Consider the following 18,363-nt stretch of genomic DNA (forward strand, 5'->3'; position numbering starts at 1 on the left):
CCCGTCCGCTATAGCTTGATAGTGGCGGGGAGTGACCGTTCCTCCTCGCATCACCCCGGCCCTCCGCGCCGCCGCCCGCTCCCATGACACCGGGGACACCCGCGAGGCCTGCCGTCCCGCCGCCCACCAGGGTCGATGTCGGTCGCCTGAGGGTGAGCACTTATAGGAGTACAGTTATTAGAACTGTACTCCTATAAACTGAGGGTGAAATGTCGCTGCCACGGCCGCCGGACATGTTCGACCGCGACTGGGAGTGGGGGCAGCTGGCGCGGTTCGTCACCAACGACTCCCCGGGCGCCACGCTCGGCGTGGTCTCCGGGCGGCGCCGGCAGGGCAAGACGTTCCTGATGGAAGCCGTCTGCGAGGCGACCGGCGGCTTCTACTACGCCGCCACCGAGGCCGTGCCCCGGGCCGAGGCGCTACGCCAACTGGGGGAGGCCGTCTCGGCCTTCACCGGGACCCCGGGCCAGGTGAGGTTCGCGAGCTGGGCGGAGGCGATCGACGGCCTGCTCTCCCTCGGAGCCGAGCGGGCCGTCCCGGTGGTGCTGGACGAGTTCCCCTACCTGGTCCGCGACGCCAAGGACCTGCCGTCGGTCATCCAGAAGGCGCTGTCACCACGTCGCGAGCAGCGCACGGCGTCCCGGTCGCGGCTGCTGCTGTGCGGGTCGTCGATCTCCTTCATGGGCGGCCTGCTCTCGGGCCAGGCGCCGCTGCGCGGGCGGGCGGGGCTGGAACTGGTCGTGCCCACCTTCGACTTCCGGCTGGCCGCCGACTTCTGGGGGCTGGCCGCCGAGCCCCGGCTGGCCGCGCTGGTCTACTTCGTCGTCGGTGGCACGCCCGCCTATCGCACCGAATATCTCGCCGGGGCGACCCCGGCGAGCCTGGCCGGCTTCGACCCCTGGGTGGTGGAGCACGTGCTCAATCCGGCCAGCCCGCTCTTTCGCGAGGTGCGGTTCCTGCTGGCGGAGGATCCGGCGCTGCGCGACACCGGGCTGTATCACACCGTCCTGGCCGCGGTCGCCGAGGGCAACGCGACCCGCAGCGGCATCGCGAGCCGGATCGAGCGCAGGGCCGTCGACATCTCCCACCACCTGACCGTCCTGGAGGACGCCGGGCTGCTGGTGGCCGACCCGGACGCCTTCCGCCGGAACCGTCCGGAATACCGGATCACCGAGCCGCTGGTCCGCTTCTATCACACGATCATGCGCCCACACTGGGCGCAGCTGGAACGGGTACGGCCGGGACGTGCCGAGCGAATCTGGCGGACCGCCCGGCCGCGCTTCCTGAGCAACGTGGCCGGACCGGTGTACGAGCGGATGTGCCGGGTGTGGTGCGCGGACTTCGCCGCCGAGGAGACGCTGGGTGATATGCCGGGAAGCGTGGAGTCCGGCGTCGTGCACGACCCCGCCACCCGTACCGGTCACGAGGTGGACGTCGCGGTCCGGGGGGCGGGCGGCGCGTTGCTGGCCATCGGCGAGGCCAAGTGGGGGGACGTCGTCGGGCTCGGGCACCTGGCGCGCCTGGAGCGGGTGGCGGCGCTGCTCTTGGCGAAGGGCGAGGCGCCGGGGCGGCTGCTGCTGTTCAGCGGTACGGGGTTCATGCCGGCCCTGCGGGAGGCGGCGGCCCGGAGCGACGGCCGGGTCCAGCTGGTGGACCTCGATCGGCTCTACACCGGCTCGTGACCGGCGTCGGCCACCATGATCACCTGGCGGTCGTGTCGTTCCGGACTCGTCGCCGGAAATCGTGAGATGCCCTGAGATCACTGGAAAGGGGAGGGAATGCAGGTCCGACGGCTCCATGACTGGCCCGCCACCGTCGCCGAGGCGGAGGCGATCCAGCAGCGATTCCGGCCGCTCGTCGAGCTGGACGAGCCGGGGCCGGACCAGGTCGAACTGGTCGCGGGCCTGGACGTGGCGTACTCGGCGGGGGACGAGCGGGTCACCGCCGCGGTGGTCGTGCTGCGCGTTCCGGCGCTGGAGGTCGTGGAGCGGGTGGTCGTCTCCCGGCCGGTGCGGTTCCCGTACGTGCCCGGCCTGTTCGCCTTCCGCGAGCTCCCGGCGCTGGTCGAAGCACTGGAGAAGCTGAGCACGACGCCGGAACTGCTGATCTGCGACGGATACGGGCTGGCCCACCCGCGCCGGTTCGGCCTGGCCTGCCACCTGGGCGTCCTGGCCGGCCTGCCCACGATCGGCGTGGCGAAGACCGCGTTCATCGGCACCTACCAGACGCCCGCGCCCGAGCGGGGCTCCTGGTCGCCCATCATGGACGGCGACGAGGTCGTCGGCCGAAGCCTGCGAACCCGGTCCGATGTCAAACCGGTGTTCGTCTCCCAGGGACACCGCGTCGGCCTGGACAACGCCTGCCGCCACGTCCTCCGGCTCACTCCCGCCTACCGCCTCCCCGAACCCATCCGCCAGGCCGACCACCTGTCCCGCACCGGGCAGGACGCCTGACATCTCGGTGCGCCCCGGCCGGGTGCGACCGGCGGCTCCGGCCCGGCCCTGTGCGGGGCACCCGGCTCCGCTTGCCCGGCCTCGTGCGTGAGTCACCGGTGATCGGGTAGCCGGTGCGGTATGGCGATGACACGGTTGCTCGCGCAGATGACGATCGCCGACCTCGAACCGGCCATCAAGTGGTACGCGACGCTGTTCGGCCGGGATCCCGACGCCCGGCCCATGGACGGCCTGGCCGAGTGGCATCTGGCGCCCACCTTCGGCTTCCAGGTGTGGGCGGACGCCGAACGCGCCGGCCGCTCCACGATGGTCGTGGACGAGTCCGACTGGACGACCTCGCCGCCAGGTTGACCGGTGACGGCATCGATCATTCCGGCGTCCAGCAGGTCACCGCCGGGCGGGTGCTCACCGTGACCGACCCGGACGGCAACAGCATCGTGTTCTCGGGGACGTGACCTTGGCGACACAGATCAGGGAATCGGGTCGGTGAGGTGGCGATCGTAGAGGTGGCCGAATTCGGATGAGGCGCCGGCGGCTTGGCGGAGTGGTGCCAGCTCTTGGAGGGTCCGGCGGGAGCCGCCGATGTGCGGCAGCAGGGCCAGGCCCTCGGTCAGGGCTTCGCTCTTGGCGCCGCTCGCCAGCAGGGCGGTCGCCAGGCAGGCGTGGTAGTACGTCCGGTTGCGCGGGCCGATGGCCGGCTCTCCGAGCAGGCGCTGGAAGCGGTCGGCGGCGCGCACGGGGCTGCCGAGGGTCATCGTGGTCAGACCCTCGAAGTAGGTGAGCGTCGGCTCGGTGATGAACGCGGTCCAATCCGGGTCGTCATCGTGCGGACCGCGTTCCACCTCACGCCAGGCGGCGGCAAGGGCGGCCCGGCAGGCGGTCCGGTCGCCGAGAACGGCGTGCGCGGTGGCCTCGCGTACCGCGAGCACAGCGTGCACCCGGGGCGTCGCCCAGCGGCGCGCGGCCTCCCTGCCTATCAAGACCGCCCGCAGCGCCTCCCGGGCCCGGCCGGGGCGTGAACGGGCCAGCCGGACCGCGTGCATCGCCCGATAGGAGGCGACGTTGACCCGGAGTTCGTCGTCGCCGGCCTGCTCGGCGTACATCGCGGCCTCGCCGTACAGCCGCCGGGCAAGCTCGTGGTCGCCGGAGTCGTAGGCGAGCCAGCCCGCACATAGGTGGAGGGCCCCGGCCGCCGACACCAACCGGCGGCCGATCGCCTCGGTGTAGTCGGCCTCGTCCAGCATGCGGCGCACCCGGGTCACCTGGTGCAGCGCGAGCGGTAGCAGCAGGCGTCCCCCCATTCGTTGGTCATCGGCGTACAGCCGCCGGACGACGGCATCGAGCTGCCGCAACTGGACCGGGGTGATGCGGCGGGGGATGCTCGAAGAGCCCCAGGACACTCCGGTGGCGAGACCACCGGCCAGGACGGCGGCGAAGTGACGGCGGTCCATCTCCATATCCCCATATACGCCCTCGATGTCCTTGACCGCCAGGGGTGAGCCCAGCAGCAGCGGGGTCAGGGCGTGGCGGGGCATGTCGATGGCGTCGGCGAACCGGAGCAACTCGCGGATGTCGTACAGGGTGTGCCGGGTGCCGTTCTCGACGCGGTTGACGGTGCTCTGTGACCAGCCGACCAGACTCGCGAACTGGAGCTGGCTGAGGCCCATGGCGGTGCGGACCAGGGCGGTGAATCCGGCCAGATCGCCGGCGGCGAGCGCCTGGCGCACCGGCATACTGTCCCACGACCATGACGGGGCGGCCGGGTGCTCTCCACGGGCCGCCCGCAGGCAGGGCGCGCACACCGGATCGTGGTTGTATCGGCTCAGCCGAGTCGCTCGGCACCCAGGGCACAGCCGGTCAGCACTCACCCGATCTCTCCTCCACCCCCGCCGCCGGGCGCGTCACCCTACGGACGGCGCCTGCGGGCGGGCGATGCCAGTCTGGCATCACTCCTTGTGATCGATCGATGACGTTCGGGCGTTTCGGCGGAAGCTCCCCGGCTGGATGCTGAAAGCCGTCGAAGAAGCGGTTACCTGAGGAGGGGTTCGATGCCGTCCGGCCCGCGTATGACTCATGCCTTCACCGTGGCGTCCACCGTGGACCAGGTGCCGGTCGCCCGGCGTGCGGCGCGGCGGGTGCTCGCCTCCTGGGGTGTCGGTGGCGATCTCGCGTACACGGCCGCCCTGATCGTCACCGAGCTGGTGGCCAACGTGGCCGAGCATGCCGCCGATGCGTCACCGGCCGCGACGGTTCTGCTCGCCGCGGACGACTGGTGGCTGACCGTGTCGGTGCACGATGCCAGCCCGCGCCTGCCTCGAGCGTTGACCGTCCCCTACGGCGACGGCGGCCGGGGGCTGCGCATGGTCATGCTGCTGGCCGAGGATGCCGGCGGCCGGCACACGGTCGAGCCGACCCTCGAGGGAGGCAAGCACATCGTGGTGCACCTCCCGCTCGGCAAGCACACGGTCGTCGCGCGCCGCTGCGGCTAGCGCGGGTCTTCGCCGGCTTCCGGCGCTGTCGTCCACAGCGTGGAGATGGGCAGGCAGGTCAGGCCATCACCGAAGCTCAGCGACTCCTCGCCGCAGTACAGGACGAAGCCCGCGCGGAACCGAGGTCCGAGGCGTCGTTGCAGGAGTTTCAGGCCGCGAAAATCGTCCGCACGTACGGTCTCGGCCGCCTTGACCTCGATGCCGATTATCCGACCGGCGTTGTCCTCCAGAAGCCCGTCCACCTCGTACTGATCGCGATCTCGGTAGTGGTAGAGCCGTGCCGAGGTTCGAGACCAGGTGAGCTGCCGGGCGAGCTCGCCGAGCACGAAGTTCTCCAGCAGCCCGCCGAGCGCGGTATCAGAGGTCGCCTCGCCGGTCAGGTGGTCCGCGAGCCCGGAGTCGACGAAGATGACCTTCGGAGTGGCCACCGCCCGGGTCGTCAGGTTCGACGACCAGCCCGGTATGCGGCGAATCAGGTAAATCGTTTCCAGGATCTCCACGTAGTGCCGGGTGGTGCTGGCAGGGATGCCCAGCTCGCCGGCCAGCCGGTTGACGCTGAGCAGCCCGCCGGTCTGGGCCGCGAGCAATGAGACCAGCCGCCGCATGTCGCCGGCCTTGGTGATGTCGGCGACCTGCTTGACGTCCCTGCTGAGCAGGTCGGCGACGTACGCCTCGTAGAAGCGCTGCCGCCGCCGCGGCGTCGCGCGGCGCAACGCTTCCGGATAGCCGCCGCGGGTGGCCCTGGCGAGGTAGTCCTTGCGTCGCAGCGTCCATGGTTCGCCGCGCAGGTCGGCGCCGGCGGCGAACGCGGCGTCCACGAAGCCGTCCGGAGTGCCGTCGATCTCACCTTGGGACAGCGGCCACAGCTCGACGGTCTCGGATCGACCCGGCAGCGTGTCGGGAAGGCTGTTCAGGGCGAGGAACCTCGCCGATCCGGTGAGCAGAAATCGCCCAGGACGCGGATCGCGATCGACGAGATGCTTGACCGCCAGCCACAGGTCCGGCACGCGCTGCACCTCGTCGATGAGCATCAGCCCGTCATGGCGGACGAAGCGGATGGGATCCTCCCCGGCCGCGGTCCGCGTGACGGGGTCGTCGAGAAACCTGGCGACGCCGTTCTGTCCCTGGCGCAGCACGACCTCCGCGAGCGTGCTCTTCCCGACCTGGCGAGCCCCGTTGATCACAACCACCCGGGTGTCCGCCAGCGCTTCGACGACCAGCTCAGCCGCCCGCCGAGGTACGTAATCCGTGGCCGCTCGCACCAGCGAAGCGTAGCATGCATTGACAGTCTGCCGAGGTTCCGACCGACAATCTGCCGAAGGGCCAGCCGGCAATCTGCCGAAGGAGTGGCTGACAATCTGCCGAAGTGCCGACCGACGATCTGCCGGTGTGGCCGGGACCGCGCGCAGGTCGCCGGGACGGGAGGTTGATCAGGGCGGGCGGTCGGGCGGATTCGGCGCCGGGTCCGGTAGGCGGGCGCGGGTATCGCGATCTGGGCGGATGGGCGGGGGAGATCCGGAATTGGCGCTAGGGTGGCCGGCTATGGCGCGTTTTGTCATGCGCGTGCTGGCGCCGTCCCGGCTCCGGCGCGCCGTTCTCGGGCGGTTCGACACGCGGTACGTCACCCGGGCCGATCACCGGCAGGACGTGCGGGACGCGCTGTGGGAGGTGCAGGCGCTCAAGCGGGAGCTCACCGCGCTGCGGCGCGAGATGGAGCGGCTCGGGCGTGACGTGAAACGGGCGGCGCCGGCCGGCCCGGATCCGGCGGTCAAGGCCAGGGCCGAGGAGGCGCACCGGCTGGCCACCGAGACCGCCGCCGCGGTCGACCACCTGCTGCAGGCCGAGGTGCTCCTCTGGCAGGCCGTGGACGGCGTCCGCGACCAGGCCGCCGGGTTTGGTCAGGTCACGGGGTCCGGCGAGGGGCAAGGGGCGGACGATGGGCGGGCGGCGGGGACGCCGGCCGGCGGGGTTCCGGCGCCGTGAGGGTCGGCTGGACGGTCGAGGACGGGCGGTGGCGGCTGCGGTTGCGGCTGGACCCGGCCGAAGGGCTCACCGGCACGGTCACCGACGGGCAGCGGGTGGTGCTGGCCACCGACACCTGCCATATCCGGCTGCCCGACGCGGCGGCCGGCGGCTCCGGCGCGGGCCTGCCGGTGACGGCTTCCGGGCCGGCCCCGGCCGAGCCGGCGGAGCCGCATGGTGATCTGCGGGCGCTGGCCGCCTGGACGGTCGCGGCGCCGTGGACGGCCGGGCGGATCGTGTTCGACCGGCCGATCTCGCCCGCGCTGGCCGAGGCCTTCCGCGAAGGATGGGGCATCGACGCCGGCCCGGTCGGCGAGGATCCGCGCCCGGCCGGCTCCCGCCTGGCGATCTCCTACAGCGGCGGCGCCGACTCGGCGGCGGTGGCGGCGATCCTGCCGGACGCGCCGCTGGTGCACTTCCGCCGGGTGCCGCACCCCCGGGTGCCGAACCGCTGGACGCACTACCGGTCCGACGTGCTGGCCGGCCTGGCCCGGGAGACCGGCCGGGACGTCACCGTCGTCGAGTCGGACCTGGAGTTCCTGCTGCGCGAGCCCCGGCCCGGCTACCCCGAGCATCATGCGGTGCTCGCCGGGGCGGTCCTGCTGGCCGGCCGGATGGACCTGGGCGGGCTGGCGCTCGGGTACGAGATCGGCTCGCGCTGGCTGGGCGGCGGCCGGTACGTGCACCGTTTCACCCCCGACAACCCCATGTGGTCGCCGCACGGCCGGTGGGGACGGCTGTTCGCCGCCGCCGGGCTGCCGCTGGTGCTGCCGGCCGGTGGCATCAGCGAGGCGATGACGATGCGGCTGGCGCTGAACTCCAAGCTGCGCGACCAGGTGCGCTGGTGCCTGCGCGGCGACGGCGCCGGCCCGTGCGGCCGGTGCGGCAAGTGCCTGTACAAGGAGCTCATCCAGGCGGCGGTGGAACGGCGCCCGCTGAACACCACGATCACCGCCGACCGGCCCGTCGCGCGCAAGTGGCAGCAGCCGCCGCCGTACGGTGGACAGGAGATGATCGAGTACGGCTGCGCCCGGGTCCCGGGCATCGAGCACACCCCGTTCGCGGTGGCCGCCGGGCACCTGAAGGCGACCGTGGAGTCCACCCGCTGGCTGGAGCGGTGCTACCCTCCCGCCGTCGCGGAGATCCCGCGGCCGTGGCGGGCCGCGGTCGAGAAGGTCATGGCGGACGAGTTCGGGTTCATGGACGAGCAGGACGTGCGGCGGGTGGAGAGCTGGGGCCGGCGATGAAGGTGTACGTGTCGATCGACATGGAGGGCGTGACCGGGCTGACCGACCCGGAGGAGATGCACGCCGGCGGCCGCGGCTACGAGCGCGGCTGCGAGCTGATGACCGCGGACGCCAACGCGGTGGTCGCGGGTGCCTTCGAGGCCGGTGCGACCGCGGTGGCCGTCAACGACGCGCACGGCTCCACCAAGAACGTCCGGGTGGATCTGCTGGACGAGCGGGCCACCCTGATCCGCGGGCCGGGCAAGCCGATGCGGATGGCCCAGGGCCTGACCGGGGAGTTCGACGCGGCCTGCTTCGCCGGCTACCACGCCCGGGCCGGCGTCCGGCACGGGGTGCTCAACCACACCTGGATGGGCAAGGAGATCCAGAACGTCTACCTGAACGGTGAGGTGTGCGGGGAGACCCGGCTGGTCGCCGCGTGCGCCGGCTCCCTCGGCGTGCCGGTGGCCCTGGTGACCGGCGACGAGGCGGTCTGCGAGGAGGCGCGCGAGCTGCTCGGCGACGTGGAGACGGTCGCGGTGAAGACCGGCGTGGACCGGTTCGCCGCCGAGCTGCTGCCGCCCGCCGTCGCGCAGGCCCGCATCCGCGAGGGCGCCGCCCGGGCGCTGAACCGGCTGGCCGACTTCCGGCCGTACGAGCTGGCGGCGCCGTTCACCCTCGGGGTGGAGTGGAACTCCACCGCCATCGCGGCCGGCTGCGCGCTCATCCCGGGCACCCGGCTGGCCGGGCCGCGGCACACCGAGTTCACCGGCGAGGACTACCGCGACATCATGGCCCTGCTCGGCATCTACGCGATGATCGCCGGCCAGGTGGCCTGCGGCAGCGGCGTCTACGGCTGACCCGGATGCAGGCAGACAGGCCGCCGCGGCCGGCGGGCGCGCTCACGCGCCGCTCGCTGCTCGTCGGAATCGGTGCCGCGGGCGGGGCCGGGGCGATGTACGCGGCGATGGGCGTGCTCGGGCTGGCCCCGACCGAGCGGACCGCGCCGGTGCCGCCTGCGAGCGGCGCGGCGCCGACGCCGTTCGTGCCGCCCCGGCGCTCGGACTTCACGCTGCGCGGCGACGGCGCCCCGGCGTCGGTGCTGGTGCTCGGCGCCGGCGTGGCCGGGCTGGCGGTCGCCTACGAGCTCGGCAAGGCCGGGTACCACTGCACGGTGCTGGAGGCCCGCGACCGGGTCGGCGGGCGCAGCCTGACCCTGCGCGGCGGCGACGTGCTCGAGGAGACCGCGGCGCCGGGCGGCGGTGCCGGCGCGCGGCAGCGGGTGACGTTCGGGGAGGGCACCTATTTCAACGCCGGCCCGGCCCGGATCGCGCAGTGGATGGTGACGCTGGACTACTGCCGCGAGCTGGGCGTGCCGCTGGAGGTGTTCGTCAACGCCAACTCCTCGGCGTACGTCCTCACCGAGGGCATGAAGGGGCCGGTCCGGGTGCGCACCGCGCGCGCCGACGCCTACGGGTACATCTCCGAGCTGCTGGCCAAGGCGACCGACGAGGGGGCGCTGGACGCCCGGCTCACCGCCGCCGACAAGGAGCGGCTGCTGGACTTCCTGACCCATTTCGGGGACATCGGCGGGTCGCTGGCCTACACCGGCGGCGAGCGGCGCGGCTTCCGGGTCGATCCGGGGGTCGGGGCCGGCACCGGGCTGGGCCGGGTCCCGTCGCTGACCGAGGTGCTGAGCCAGGGGCTCGGCCGCATGCTGACCATGGACGCCGGCTACGAGCAGGCGATGCCGATGTTCCAGCCGGTCGGCGGCATGGACGCCATCGTCCGGGCGCTGGCCGCCCGGGTGGGCGCCGATCGGATCCGGACCGGCGTCCAGGTCACCGGGATCACCGGCCGGCCGGACGGGGTCGAGGTGACCGTGGCGGGCGGCGCGCCGGTGCGGGCGGACTACTGCGTGGCGACGCTGCCGCCGCACGTGCTGGCGAAGATCCCCGGCAACCTGGACGCCGGGGTACGGGCGGCGCTGGCCACGCCGATCCCGATGTCGGCCGGCAAGATCGGCCTGGAGTACGGCCGCCGCTGGTGGGAGATCGAGGACCAGGTGTACGGCGGGGCCACCGAGACCGACCTGGACATCGGGCACATCTGGTACCCGTCCTACGGCTACCACGCCGAGCGCGGCCTGGTCGTCGGCTACTACAACACCGGCCCGGCGGCCGAGGCGTACGACGGGCTGGCCCACCGCGAGCGGCTGCGCCGGGCGCTGGCCGCCGGGCGGCGGGTGCACGGCGCGAAGTACGGGCGGGACATTCTGGCCGCCACCTCGATAGCCTGGCGGCGGCAGCCGCACATCGAGGGCGCCTGGGTTCGGTGGCCGTCCACCGGCGGGCTGTCGCTGCTCCAGCGGCCCGCCGGCCGGGTGTACTTCGCCGGTGACTGGCTGACCCACCTGATCGCCTGGCAGGCCGGCGCCCTGGAGTCCGCCCGTAAGGTGGTGACCGACCTCCATCACCGCGTCCTGAAGTCCTGAAGCACCGGTGGTCCTGAAGCACCGGTGGTCCCGAAGGCCGGTGGTCCCGAAGGCCCGGCGGTCCGGACGCCCCGAAGGCCCGTGGTCCGGACCCTCCGAAGCTCAGCGGTCCGAACCCCCGAAGCCCGACAGTCCCGAAGTCCCGAAGTCCCGAAGGAGATGCCCCATGAGGATCGGCACCCTCGACTGGGTCCCCGCCGCGGACCGGCCCGAGCTGCTCGCCGCGCCGGTCGCCCGCGCCCTGGGCGGCCTGGGCGAGCCGGCGGGCGAGGTCGCCGTGGCGGCGATCGACCCGGCGCTGGCCGACACCGCCGCCTTCTGCGAGCGGTACGGCGTGGCGCTGGAGGACTCCGCCAACTGCGTGATCGTGGCGGCCCGGCGCGGCGCCGAGACCCGGTACGCCGCCGTCATGGTGCTCGCGACCATGCGCGCCGACGTCAACGGGGTGATCCGCCGGCAGCTGGACGCCCGGAAGGCGTCCTTCGCCCCGCAGGCGGACGCGGTGGCGATGACGGGCATGGAGTACGGCGGCATCACCCCGGTCGGGCTGCCCGAGGAATGGCCGGTGCTGGTGGACGCGGCGGTGGCCGCCCGGCCGCACGTGGTGATCGGTAGCGGGGTCCGCGGATCCAAGCTGGCGCTGCCCGGGGCGGCGCTGGCCCGGCTCAAGACGGCCGAGGTGCTGAGCCTGGCGCAGTGACCGCCGGCCCCGGTCCGGGATCGCGCGCGGTCCGACCGGTGGCCCGCCGGGCCCCGCGCCGTGGTTGCCGGGGTGGTGACCAGGGAGGAGTCCGGCGGGTCGCCCGTCCGTCCACGGCGGCCGGGTGAATGAAGGGCGGCGTGCGGAAGAGACTTTCCCGATATGGGAAACCCTTGGGGCCGGTTGGGCCGTTGTACAACCGGGAATGTGGCCTCAGGGTTCATCTCATGGGCGGGGTTTAAGCCGGTATGGTGCTACGTGCCGTCGACGGCCGCGGGCGAGCGGGCGACCAGCGCTCCCGTGGCCGTGCCGGAGAGCGAGAACGCCGTCGCGGGAGTCGGGGAGGGGAGCGGGGCCGGCCGGGGGGGCTCGGCCACGCGCCCGCCGGTGTGGGTGCCCGCCAGCCGGGAGGGCATCCGGTCGTGTCGGTGCGGCGTGCCATCATTTGGCGGCCGGTGTTTTCCGTGACGGCCGTTGTGCACGGTCCGCAAAATGTGACAATTAGAGCATGGTGCTGCATTCCGGGCAGCAGTCCCGGGGCATCGCCGGAGATCAGATGAATCAGCACGACCGATTGGGCCCCTACCGGCTGCTGCGGCGGCTCGGGGAGGGCGGCATGGGTGTGGTCCATCTCGCGCTCGACCCGCGCGACCGCCAGGTCGCGGTCAAGGTCCTGCGCTCGGAGGTCGCCGGAGACGACCTGGCGCGGCGCAGGCTCGCCCGCGAGGTGGAGACCATGCGGCGGGTGCGCAGCAGGCACATCGCCGAGGTGCTCGACGCCGACGTCACCGGCAGCCGCCCCTACATCGTCACCCGCTATGTCGCCGGCATGCCGCTGGACGACGCCGTCAAGCAGGACGGCCCGCTGGACACGCCCTCGCTGCTGCGCGTCGCGCACGGGGTGGCCGAGGCGCTCGCCGCCGTGCACGCCGCCGGCGTCATCCACCGCGACCTCAAACCGGCCAACGTGCTGATCCTCGACGGCGAGCCGGTGCTCATCGACTTCGGCATCGCGCAGGCGGTGGACGCCACCCGGCTCACCCAGACCGGCATGTTCATCGGGACGCCCGGCTACCTGGCCCCGGAGATCATCGAGGGGCACGAGGCCGGGCCCGAGGTGGACGTGCACGCCTGGGCCGGCACCATGCTGTACGCCGCCACCGGCCGCCCGCCGTTCGGCAAGGGCACGCTGGAGATGGTCTTCTACAACATCACCGCCGGACGGGCGAACGTCGACGCCGCCCCGGCCGTGCTGCGTCCCGTGCTGCGCGAGGCGTTCCGGCGTGACCCGGCCCGGCGGCCCACCGCGGCCGAGCTGGCGGCGCGGCTGGCCCGGATGGTGCCCGGGCCGGGCCAGACCCGGCCGCCGGTTCCGGACGAGATCATCACGGTGCCGGACACCTCCGCGGTGACCGGCGCACCGGTCACCGGCACCTCGCTGCGCCCTGGCGAGCCCGCCGTCCCGGCCGCCTCCGGTGCCGCGGCGCCGGGAGGCGGCCCGTCCAGTGCCGTTCCCGACGGCGCGGCGTCCGGATCGTCCGGCGGTGCCCCGGCCGGGGGCGTTCCACCGGGTGCCGTCCGGGCCGGTGCCGGCCTGGCCGCCTTCGGGCCGGCCGCCGGTGCGGCCGCCGGGGTCGCGTCCGGCCCTGCCGCCGGGGTCGCCGGTTCCGCCGCCGCGGGCTCGGTCGCCGCCCCGTCCGGCGCCGGACCTGGCACGCCCACCGGCGCCGCCGCGGGTGTCGGCGCCGCCGGCCCGGGCGCCGCGTCCGGTGACGCGGCCGGCGAGTTCGTCTCCCTGCTCGACGGGCCGCCCGCCCCCGGCGGCGATCCGTTCCCCACCGTCCGGGTGACCGGTGACGAGCTGCGCCGCGCGGGCATCCCCCGCGACCTGGCCGGCCCGCCCGTTCCCCCCGGTCGCACCGGCCCGGCCGGTCCGCCGGGTTCCTCCGGATCCGCCCGCCCGGCCGGCCGGGCCGGTTCCGGTCCGGCCACCGGCGAGAAGGGCGCCGCGCCCGGCCCGGCCCGGTCCGGTGGCGCGCCGCCGGGCGGGTCCAGGGCGGGCGACACCGAGGGTGACGTGCCCACCTGGAACGCGCCGCCCGGGGCGTCCCGGCCGTGGCCGGCCGACCCCGGGCCGCAGGACCAGGGCGAGGTGCCGACCCGCCGGGTGCGCTCCGGGGAACTGGACGAGCTGGCCGCCCGGCTCAAGGCGGGCCACCCCGCGCCGGGTGTCACGCCGCAACCCGGGACCACCGGCCCGGCCGGGCCGGGCACGCCGGGCGGCGGCGCCACGCCGGGTACGCCGGGCCGGCCCGCCACGTCCGGCACGCCGCGTGCCGGCGCGGCGGGCGGGCCGTCCGGGGCACGCACGCCCGGTGGCGTCGCCGGCCCCGGCACGCCGAAGTCGCCGGCGACCGGGCCGTCGGGTGGCGTGGCGGGGGTGGCGCCCGCGCCCGCCGATGGCGACGAGGAGCCGGAGACCAGGCGGGCCCGCCCGGCGGCCGGCGGCCGTTCGGGCACGTCGCCGGCGGGTGGTGCGCGAGGCACGTCCCCGGCGGGTGGTCCGCACGGTAGGTCCCCGGCCGGTGCCTCCGGTGGGTCCGCGGCGGGTGGTGCCCGCGATGCGCCCCCGGCCGGTTCGTCCCGGGCGCCGGAGCCGGGGCGGGCCCGGCCCGACGAGGCGGAGGCACGGCCCTACCATCAGGCGCTGTTCGAGCAGGCCCTCGACGTCTTCGAGCGGACGCCGCACGTGCGGCACGCCGAGCCGGCGGAGCGCGAACCGCTCGAGCACGCGCCCACCGTCCACCTGCCGCCGGGGCAGGCGGCCCTCGGCCAGGCGTCGACCGTCCACCTGCCGCCGGAGGCGACCCCGCTGGGCGCCGCCGCGCTGCTGCGCCGCCCGCCGGTGTACGGCCTGGCGGCCTGGCTGGCGCTGTCCACCGTCGCGTTCGCCGCGGTGATGGCGCCGGTGCTGGTCGGGGTGGTGGTCCTGCTGGTCGTGGTGCTGCTCCGCGCTGCGCACCTCGCCCAGCCGGAGCTGGCGGCCGTCCGGCCGGCCGGCGCGGCCGCGGGCGACGTGGTGCGGGTGCTCGGCCACCCGGCCGCGCTGGTGAAGTCGCTCGGGGTGACGCTCGCGCTGGTGCCGGTGTCGCTGTTCCTCGCCGTGCCGGTGATGATGGCGGCGTCCCTGCTGCCCGCGTCGCTGCCCACCGTGCTGGGCCTGGGGGTCGCCGTCGTGCTGTGGGTGGCGGCCACCGGGCCGGGGGTGACCGGGCCGCGCCGCCAGCTCACGTTGATGCTCGCCGCCGCGTTCCCGTCCCGGAGCACGGCCACCGCGCTCGCCGGCGGGCTCGGCGTGCTGGCCGCCCTGGTGCTGGTGCTGGTGGTGGCGATGCTCGCCGGGGCGTTCGGTGAGGCAGTCTGGAGTCCGATGAACGTAGACGGCTGGCTGGATCAGCTCAGACATCTCGGCGTGCGGAGGCCGCGGTGAAGGCGGGAGAGACGATGCCGGAGACGCTGGACAGGCTCGGGCCGTACCGGCTGCTGCGCCGGCTCGGCGAGGGCGGGATGGGCGTGGTCCATCTCGGCCTGGACGAGCAGGGCCGCGAGGTCGCGGTCAAGGTGCTGCACCCGCACGTGGCGGCCGATCTCAAGGCCCGCGACCGCCTCACCCGTGAGGTGGAGACCATGCGCCGGGTGCGCAGCCCGCGGGTCGCCGAAGTGCTGGACGCCAGGCTCACCGGGTCGGCGCCCTACATCGTGACCAGGTTCGTGCCGGGCCGCACGCTGGAGGAGACCGTCCTGTCGGACGGCCCGCTGCCGGACCAGGAGGTGGTGAAGCTCGCCCGCGGGCTGGCGGAGGCGCTGGTCGCCATCCACGCCGCGGACGTGATCCACCGCGACTTCAAGCCGGCCAACGTGATGCTGGTGAACGGCGAGCCGCTGGTGATCGACTTCGGCATCGCCCATCTGGTGAACGCTACCCGGCTGACCCAGACCGGCATGTTCGTCGGCACCCCGGGCTACCTGGCGCCCGAGATCATCCGGGACGAGGAGATCACCCAGCAGGCCGACGTGCACGCCCTGGCCGCCACGGTGTTCTTCGGCGCCACCGGCAAGCCGCCGTTCGGCACCGGCACCTTCGAGTCGGTCTGCTACAACATCATGGAGGGCCGGGCCAACATCGACCAGGCGCCGGCGTGGCTGCGCGGCTGGCTGCGCGCCGCGTTCGACGTCGACGCCGCGGCCCGGCCGGACGCCCGGCGGCTGCTGTCCATGGCCAAGACCCTGGACCCGAACGTGACGGTGCTGCGGGAGACGGCCGCGGACGGCCGCACCCGCCGGCTGGACCCGGGCACCCGGGTGCTGGACGCCGACCCGGGCCGCACCCACGTGCTGGGCGGCGCGGTGCCCGACGGCACCGCGATGCTCGACGAGCCGGCGCCGACCAGGCGCACCGCGCCGGCCCGCGAGGACAGCTACTCCGACCTGCTGCCGCCGGTGAACTACGCCGAGCCGGAGCGCCGGCGGGCCCGGCAGGAGGCCCCGCCGCCCGCCCCGCCGGCCGCGCCCGCCGGGTACGCCGCGCCGCCGCCGGCCCCCGGGCAGGGCCCGGCGCCCTACCCGCCGCCCCGCCCGCACGCGGGCATGCCGTACGCCGACCAGCGGGTCGCCGGGCCGCCGCCGCCCGCCTACCGCGAGCCCCCGCCTGCCTACCGCGAGCCCCCGCCCGCCTACCGCGAGCCGGTGCCCAAGGCCCCGCCGCCCGCGCCGTACCGGCCGGAGCGGCGGCCCGAGCCGGAGCCGCGCCCGGACCGTCCCCGGTACCGGGGGAGCCACCCGCTGGTGTCCGCCGGGCTGCTGGCCATCGCGGTGGCCGGCGCCCGGATGCTGCCGGTGCTGTTCAGCGTGCTGATGGTGGTCGTGGTGCTGTGCCTGCGCGTCGGCGAGTACCTGTTCGGCGACCTGGCCGAGCGCCGCTCGGTGCGGGGCAGCAGTGCCGGCGACCCGTTGATGGCCGTGCTCGGCACGCCGTGGGCGCTGATCAGGGCCGCGCTGGTGACGCTGGTCGCGACCCCGCTGGCCCTGATGCTCGGCATGTGCGTGTGGGGCGCGCTGCGATTCGCCGGCGGCATGACGACCGACACCGCGGCCGCCTGGGGCGCCGCCGCGTTCGTCGGCGGCCTGTTCCTGCTGCCCGGCGGCAAGAAGCCGCGCCGGGCGGTGGCCCGCGGGCTCAGCGCGGCCATCCGCAGCCCGGGCGCGGGCATGGTCGTCGTGCTGATCGTGGGCACGCTGGCCTTCTTCGCGGTGATCAGCGCGCTCACCGCCGTGCCGTCCTGGACGCCCTGGGAGCCGCCCTCCCAGGCGATCAGCGACCTCGGCGCCCAGGCGCGCAGCAGCGCGATGGGCATCATCGGCGGCCTGATCCAGGACCTGCTGAAGGACCTGGGTCTCGGCTTCCTGGCCTTCTGGGGCAGGTGACGACGGCCCGGACACCGTTTCCCAAGGCCGCGCGCGTGGAAAAAGCTCAGCCGAGAGCCTTCGGCCGGGCCGCGGGACCGGCGCACCTGGCGGCGAGCCGCCGGCGCGCCGCAGCGCCGTGATGGCGGTCCACGCCGGCGGCGGGTGACGTGCGCGTCCTCGGCGCGCGGAGCGGTGATCCGGAAGGAGTCGCATGGGCGTGCCGACGGCGGGGCGGCTCGGCCCCTACCGCCTGCTGTCCCGGCTGGGCGCGGGCGGGTTCGGGGAGGTCCACCTCGCGCTGGACCCCGAGGGGCGCACCGTGGCGGTGAAGGTGCTGCACCCGCACGTGGCGGCGGACGAGGTGGCGCTGGCCCGGCTGGCCCGCGAGGTGGACACGATGCGCCGGGTACGCGGGCCGCACGTGGCCGAGGTGCTGGACGCCGAGCTGACCGGCGCCCGGCCGTACATCGTGACCAGGTACGTGCAGGGCCGGTCGCTGGCCGCGCTGGTGGCCACCGGCGACCCGCTGCGCGGCGAGGAGCTGACCCGGCTGGTGCGCGGGCTGGCCGAGGCGCTGGCGGCGATCCACGCGGCGGGCATCGTGCACCGCGACCTGAAACCGGCGAACGTCATCCTGGCCGACGGCGAGCCGCACGTGATCGACTTCGGCATCGCCTACGCCCTGGACTCGGCGTCGGTGACCGCGTCCGGCGCGGTGCTCGGCACCCCGGGCTACCTGGCGCCGGAGGTGCTGGAGGGCCGGGACGCCGGGCCGCCGGCGGACGTGTTCTCCTTCGCCGCCACGGTGGCCTACGCGGCGACCGGGCGCCCGCCGTACGGCACCGGGCCGGCGCCGGCGGTGGCCTACCGGGTGGTCCACCACGGCCCGGACCTGACGGACGCGCCGGCCTGGCTGGCTCCGCTGCTGGAGCAGTGCATGAGCACCGACCCGGCGGTCCGGCCGCCGGCGGCCGAGCTGTGCGAGCGGGTGGGCGCCGCGGTGCCGCCGCCGGGGCCGGTGGCGGCACCGGTGCGGCGGCCGGCGGTGGACCGGGGGGAGGAGCCGCCCACCGAGCACATGCGGCCGGACCGCCGCGCGCCGGGGCCGGCCGAGACCTACGCGCGGCACCGGGAGCGGGTGCACCGCCGCTGGGTGGTGGCGACCGGGGTGGTGGCCGGGCTGACCGCCGCCGCGGTCCGCGACTATCTCCCGGAGCTGTCGGTACTGGTGCTGGCCGCCTACGGCACCGGGGTGCTGATCGACGCGGGGTTTGCGCTGGCGGCCCGGGCCCGGGGGCGGATCACGTTCGACGTGGCGGGCGGGCTGGGCGCGGCCGGGCTGTACGCGCTGCTGGTCGCGGTGTTCAGCCCGTTCACCCTGCTGCTCGCGGCCGGGACGGTGCTGGTCGTGCTGATGATGATCCTGCTGGCCGGGTGATCGCACTCACCGGAACTTAGTTCGGTACGGTGGGGGCAGCCGGTTTGGCAGCAAGCTACTAGCGGGTAACATAAT

Annotated in this window: 14 protein-coding genes; 12 read left to right on the plus strand and 2 right to left on the minus strand. The window is 74.7% G+C overall.

Annotated elements, in window-relative coordinates; translation table 11 throughout:
* Positions 1-209: 209 nt before the first annotated feature.
* From Sru01_RS21885 to Sru01_RS21895, 3 genes are all read left to right on the plus strand, one after another.
* Positions 210-1,682, plus strand: a complete 1,473-nt coding sequence (locus Sru01_RS21885; RefSeq protein ID WP_239137639.1) for an AAA family ATPase — start codon at positions 210-212, stop codon at positions 1,680-1,682.
* A gap of 96 nt (positions 1,683-1,778) precedes the next feature.
* Positions 1,779-2,453, plus strand: a complete 675-nt coding sequence (gene nfi, locus Sru01_RS21890) for a deoxyribonuclease V (protein WP_203989388.1) — start codon at positions 1,779-1,781, stop codon at positions 2,451-2,453.
* 126 nt (positions 2,454-2,579) lie between these two features.
* Positions 2,580-2,804 (plus strand): hypothetical protein, encoded by a 225-nt coding sequence (locus tag Sru01_RS21895; protein ID WP_203989389.1) that lies wholly within the window; start codon positions 2,580-2,582, stop codon positions 2,802-2,804.
* Between the two features lie 119 nt (positions 2,805-2,923).
* Here Sru01_RS21895 and Sru01_RS21900 read toward each other — a convergent pair whose 3' ends face one another.
* Positions 2,924-4,180 (minus strand): helix-turn-helix domain-containing protein, encoded by a 1,257-nt coding sequence (locus tag Sru01_RS21900; protein ID WP_203989392.1) that lies wholly within the window; start codon positions 4,178-4,180, stop codon positions 2,924-2,926.
* Between the two features lie 357 nt (positions 4,181-4,537).
* Here Sru01_RS21900 and Sru01_RS21905 point away from each other — a divergent pair, with 357 nt between their 5' ends.
* Entirely contained in the window at positions 4,538-4,942 is a 405-nt protein-coding gene (locus Sru01_RS21905) for an ATP-binding protein (RefSeq protein ID WP_203989394.1), read from the plus strand.
* Here the strand turns inward: Sru01_RS21905 and Sru01_RS21910 are convergent.
* Positions 4,939-6,204 carry an ATP-binding protein gene (locus tag Sru01_RS21910; protein ID WP_239137640.1) on the minus strand — a complete coding sequence of 422 codons (1,266 nt, stop codon included), beginning with the start codon at positions 6,202-6,204 and terminating at the stop codon, positions 4,939-4,941. The two genes, Sru01_RS21905 and Sru01_RS21910, sit on opposite strands and share 4 nt — an antisense overlap.
* Positions 6,205-6,484: 280 nt before the next feature.
* Here Sru01_RS21910 and Sru01_RS21915 point away from each other — a divergent pair, with 280 nt between their 5' ends.
* The 8 genes from Sru01_RS21915 (at position 6,485) to Sru01_RS21950 (ending at position 18,288) form a co-directional block, all read left to right on the plus strand.
* Positions 6,485-6,925: a hypothetical protein gene (locus tag Sru01_RS21915; RefSeq protein ID WP_203989397.1), complete on the plus strand. Its 441-nt coding sequence runs from the start codon at positions 6,485-6,487 to the stop codon at positions 6,923-6,925.
* Positions 6,922-8,211: a DUF6395 domain-containing protein gene (locus tag Sru01_RS21920; protein ID WP_203989399.1), complete on the plus strand. Its 1,290-nt coding sequence runs from the start codon at positions 6,922-6,924 to the stop codon at positions 8,209-8,211. The genes Sru01_RS21915 and Sru01_RS21920 overlap by 4 nt, the downstream gene beginning before the upstream one ends.
* Positions 8,208-9,050: a M55 family metallopeptidase gene (locus Sru01_RS21925; RefSeq protein ID WP_203989401.1), complete on the plus strand. Its 843-nt coding sequence runs from the start codon at positions 8,208-8,210 to the stop codon at positions 9,048-9,050. The genes Sru01_RS21920 and Sru01_RS21925 overlap by 4 nt, the downstream gene beginning before the upstream one ends.
* A gap of 5 nt (positions 9,051-9,055) precedes the next feature.
* Complete coding sequence (locus Sru01_RS21930; protein WP_203989403.1) at positions 9,056-10,684, plus strand: flavin monoamine oxidase family protein; 1,629 nt, start codon at positions 9,056-9,058, stop codon at positions 10,682-10,684.
* Positions 10,685-10,850: 166 nt separating this feature from the next.
* Entirely contained in the window at positions 10,851-11,384 is a 534-nt protein-coding gene (locus Sru01_RS21935; protein WP_203989404.1) for a YbaK/EbsC family protein, read from the plus strand.
* A 508-nt stretch (positions 11,385-11,892) separates the two neighbouring features.
* Positions 11,893-14,874: a serine/threonine-protein kinase gene (locus tag Sru01_RS36290; RefSeq protein WP_203989406.1), complete on the plus strand. Its 2,982-nt coding sequence runs from the start codon at positions 11,893-11,895 to the stop codon at positions 14,872-14,874.
* A complete protein-coding gene (locus Sru01_RS21945) occupies positions 14,871-16,868 on the plus strand; it encodes a serine/threonine-protein kinase (protein WP_239137641.1) in 1,998 nt (665 codons plus the stop codon). Before Sru01_RS36290 ends, Sru01_RS21945 begins: the two co-directional genes overlap by 4 nt.
* A 193-nt stretch (positions 16,869-17,061) precedes the next feature.
* On the plus strand, positions 17,062-18,288 hold the full coding sequence (locus tag Sru01_RS21950) for a serine/threonine-protein kinase (protein ID WP_203989407.1): 1,227 nt from the start codon (positions 17,062-17,064) through the stop codon (positions 18,286-18,288).
* Positions 18,289-18,363: the final 75 nt, after the last annotated feature.

Origin of the sequence: Sphaerisporangium rufum, assembly GCF_016863395.1 — a bacterium.
GTDB lineage: Bacteria > Actinomycetota > Actinomycetes > Streptosporangiales > Streptosporangiaceae > Sphaerisporangium > Sphaerisporangium rufum.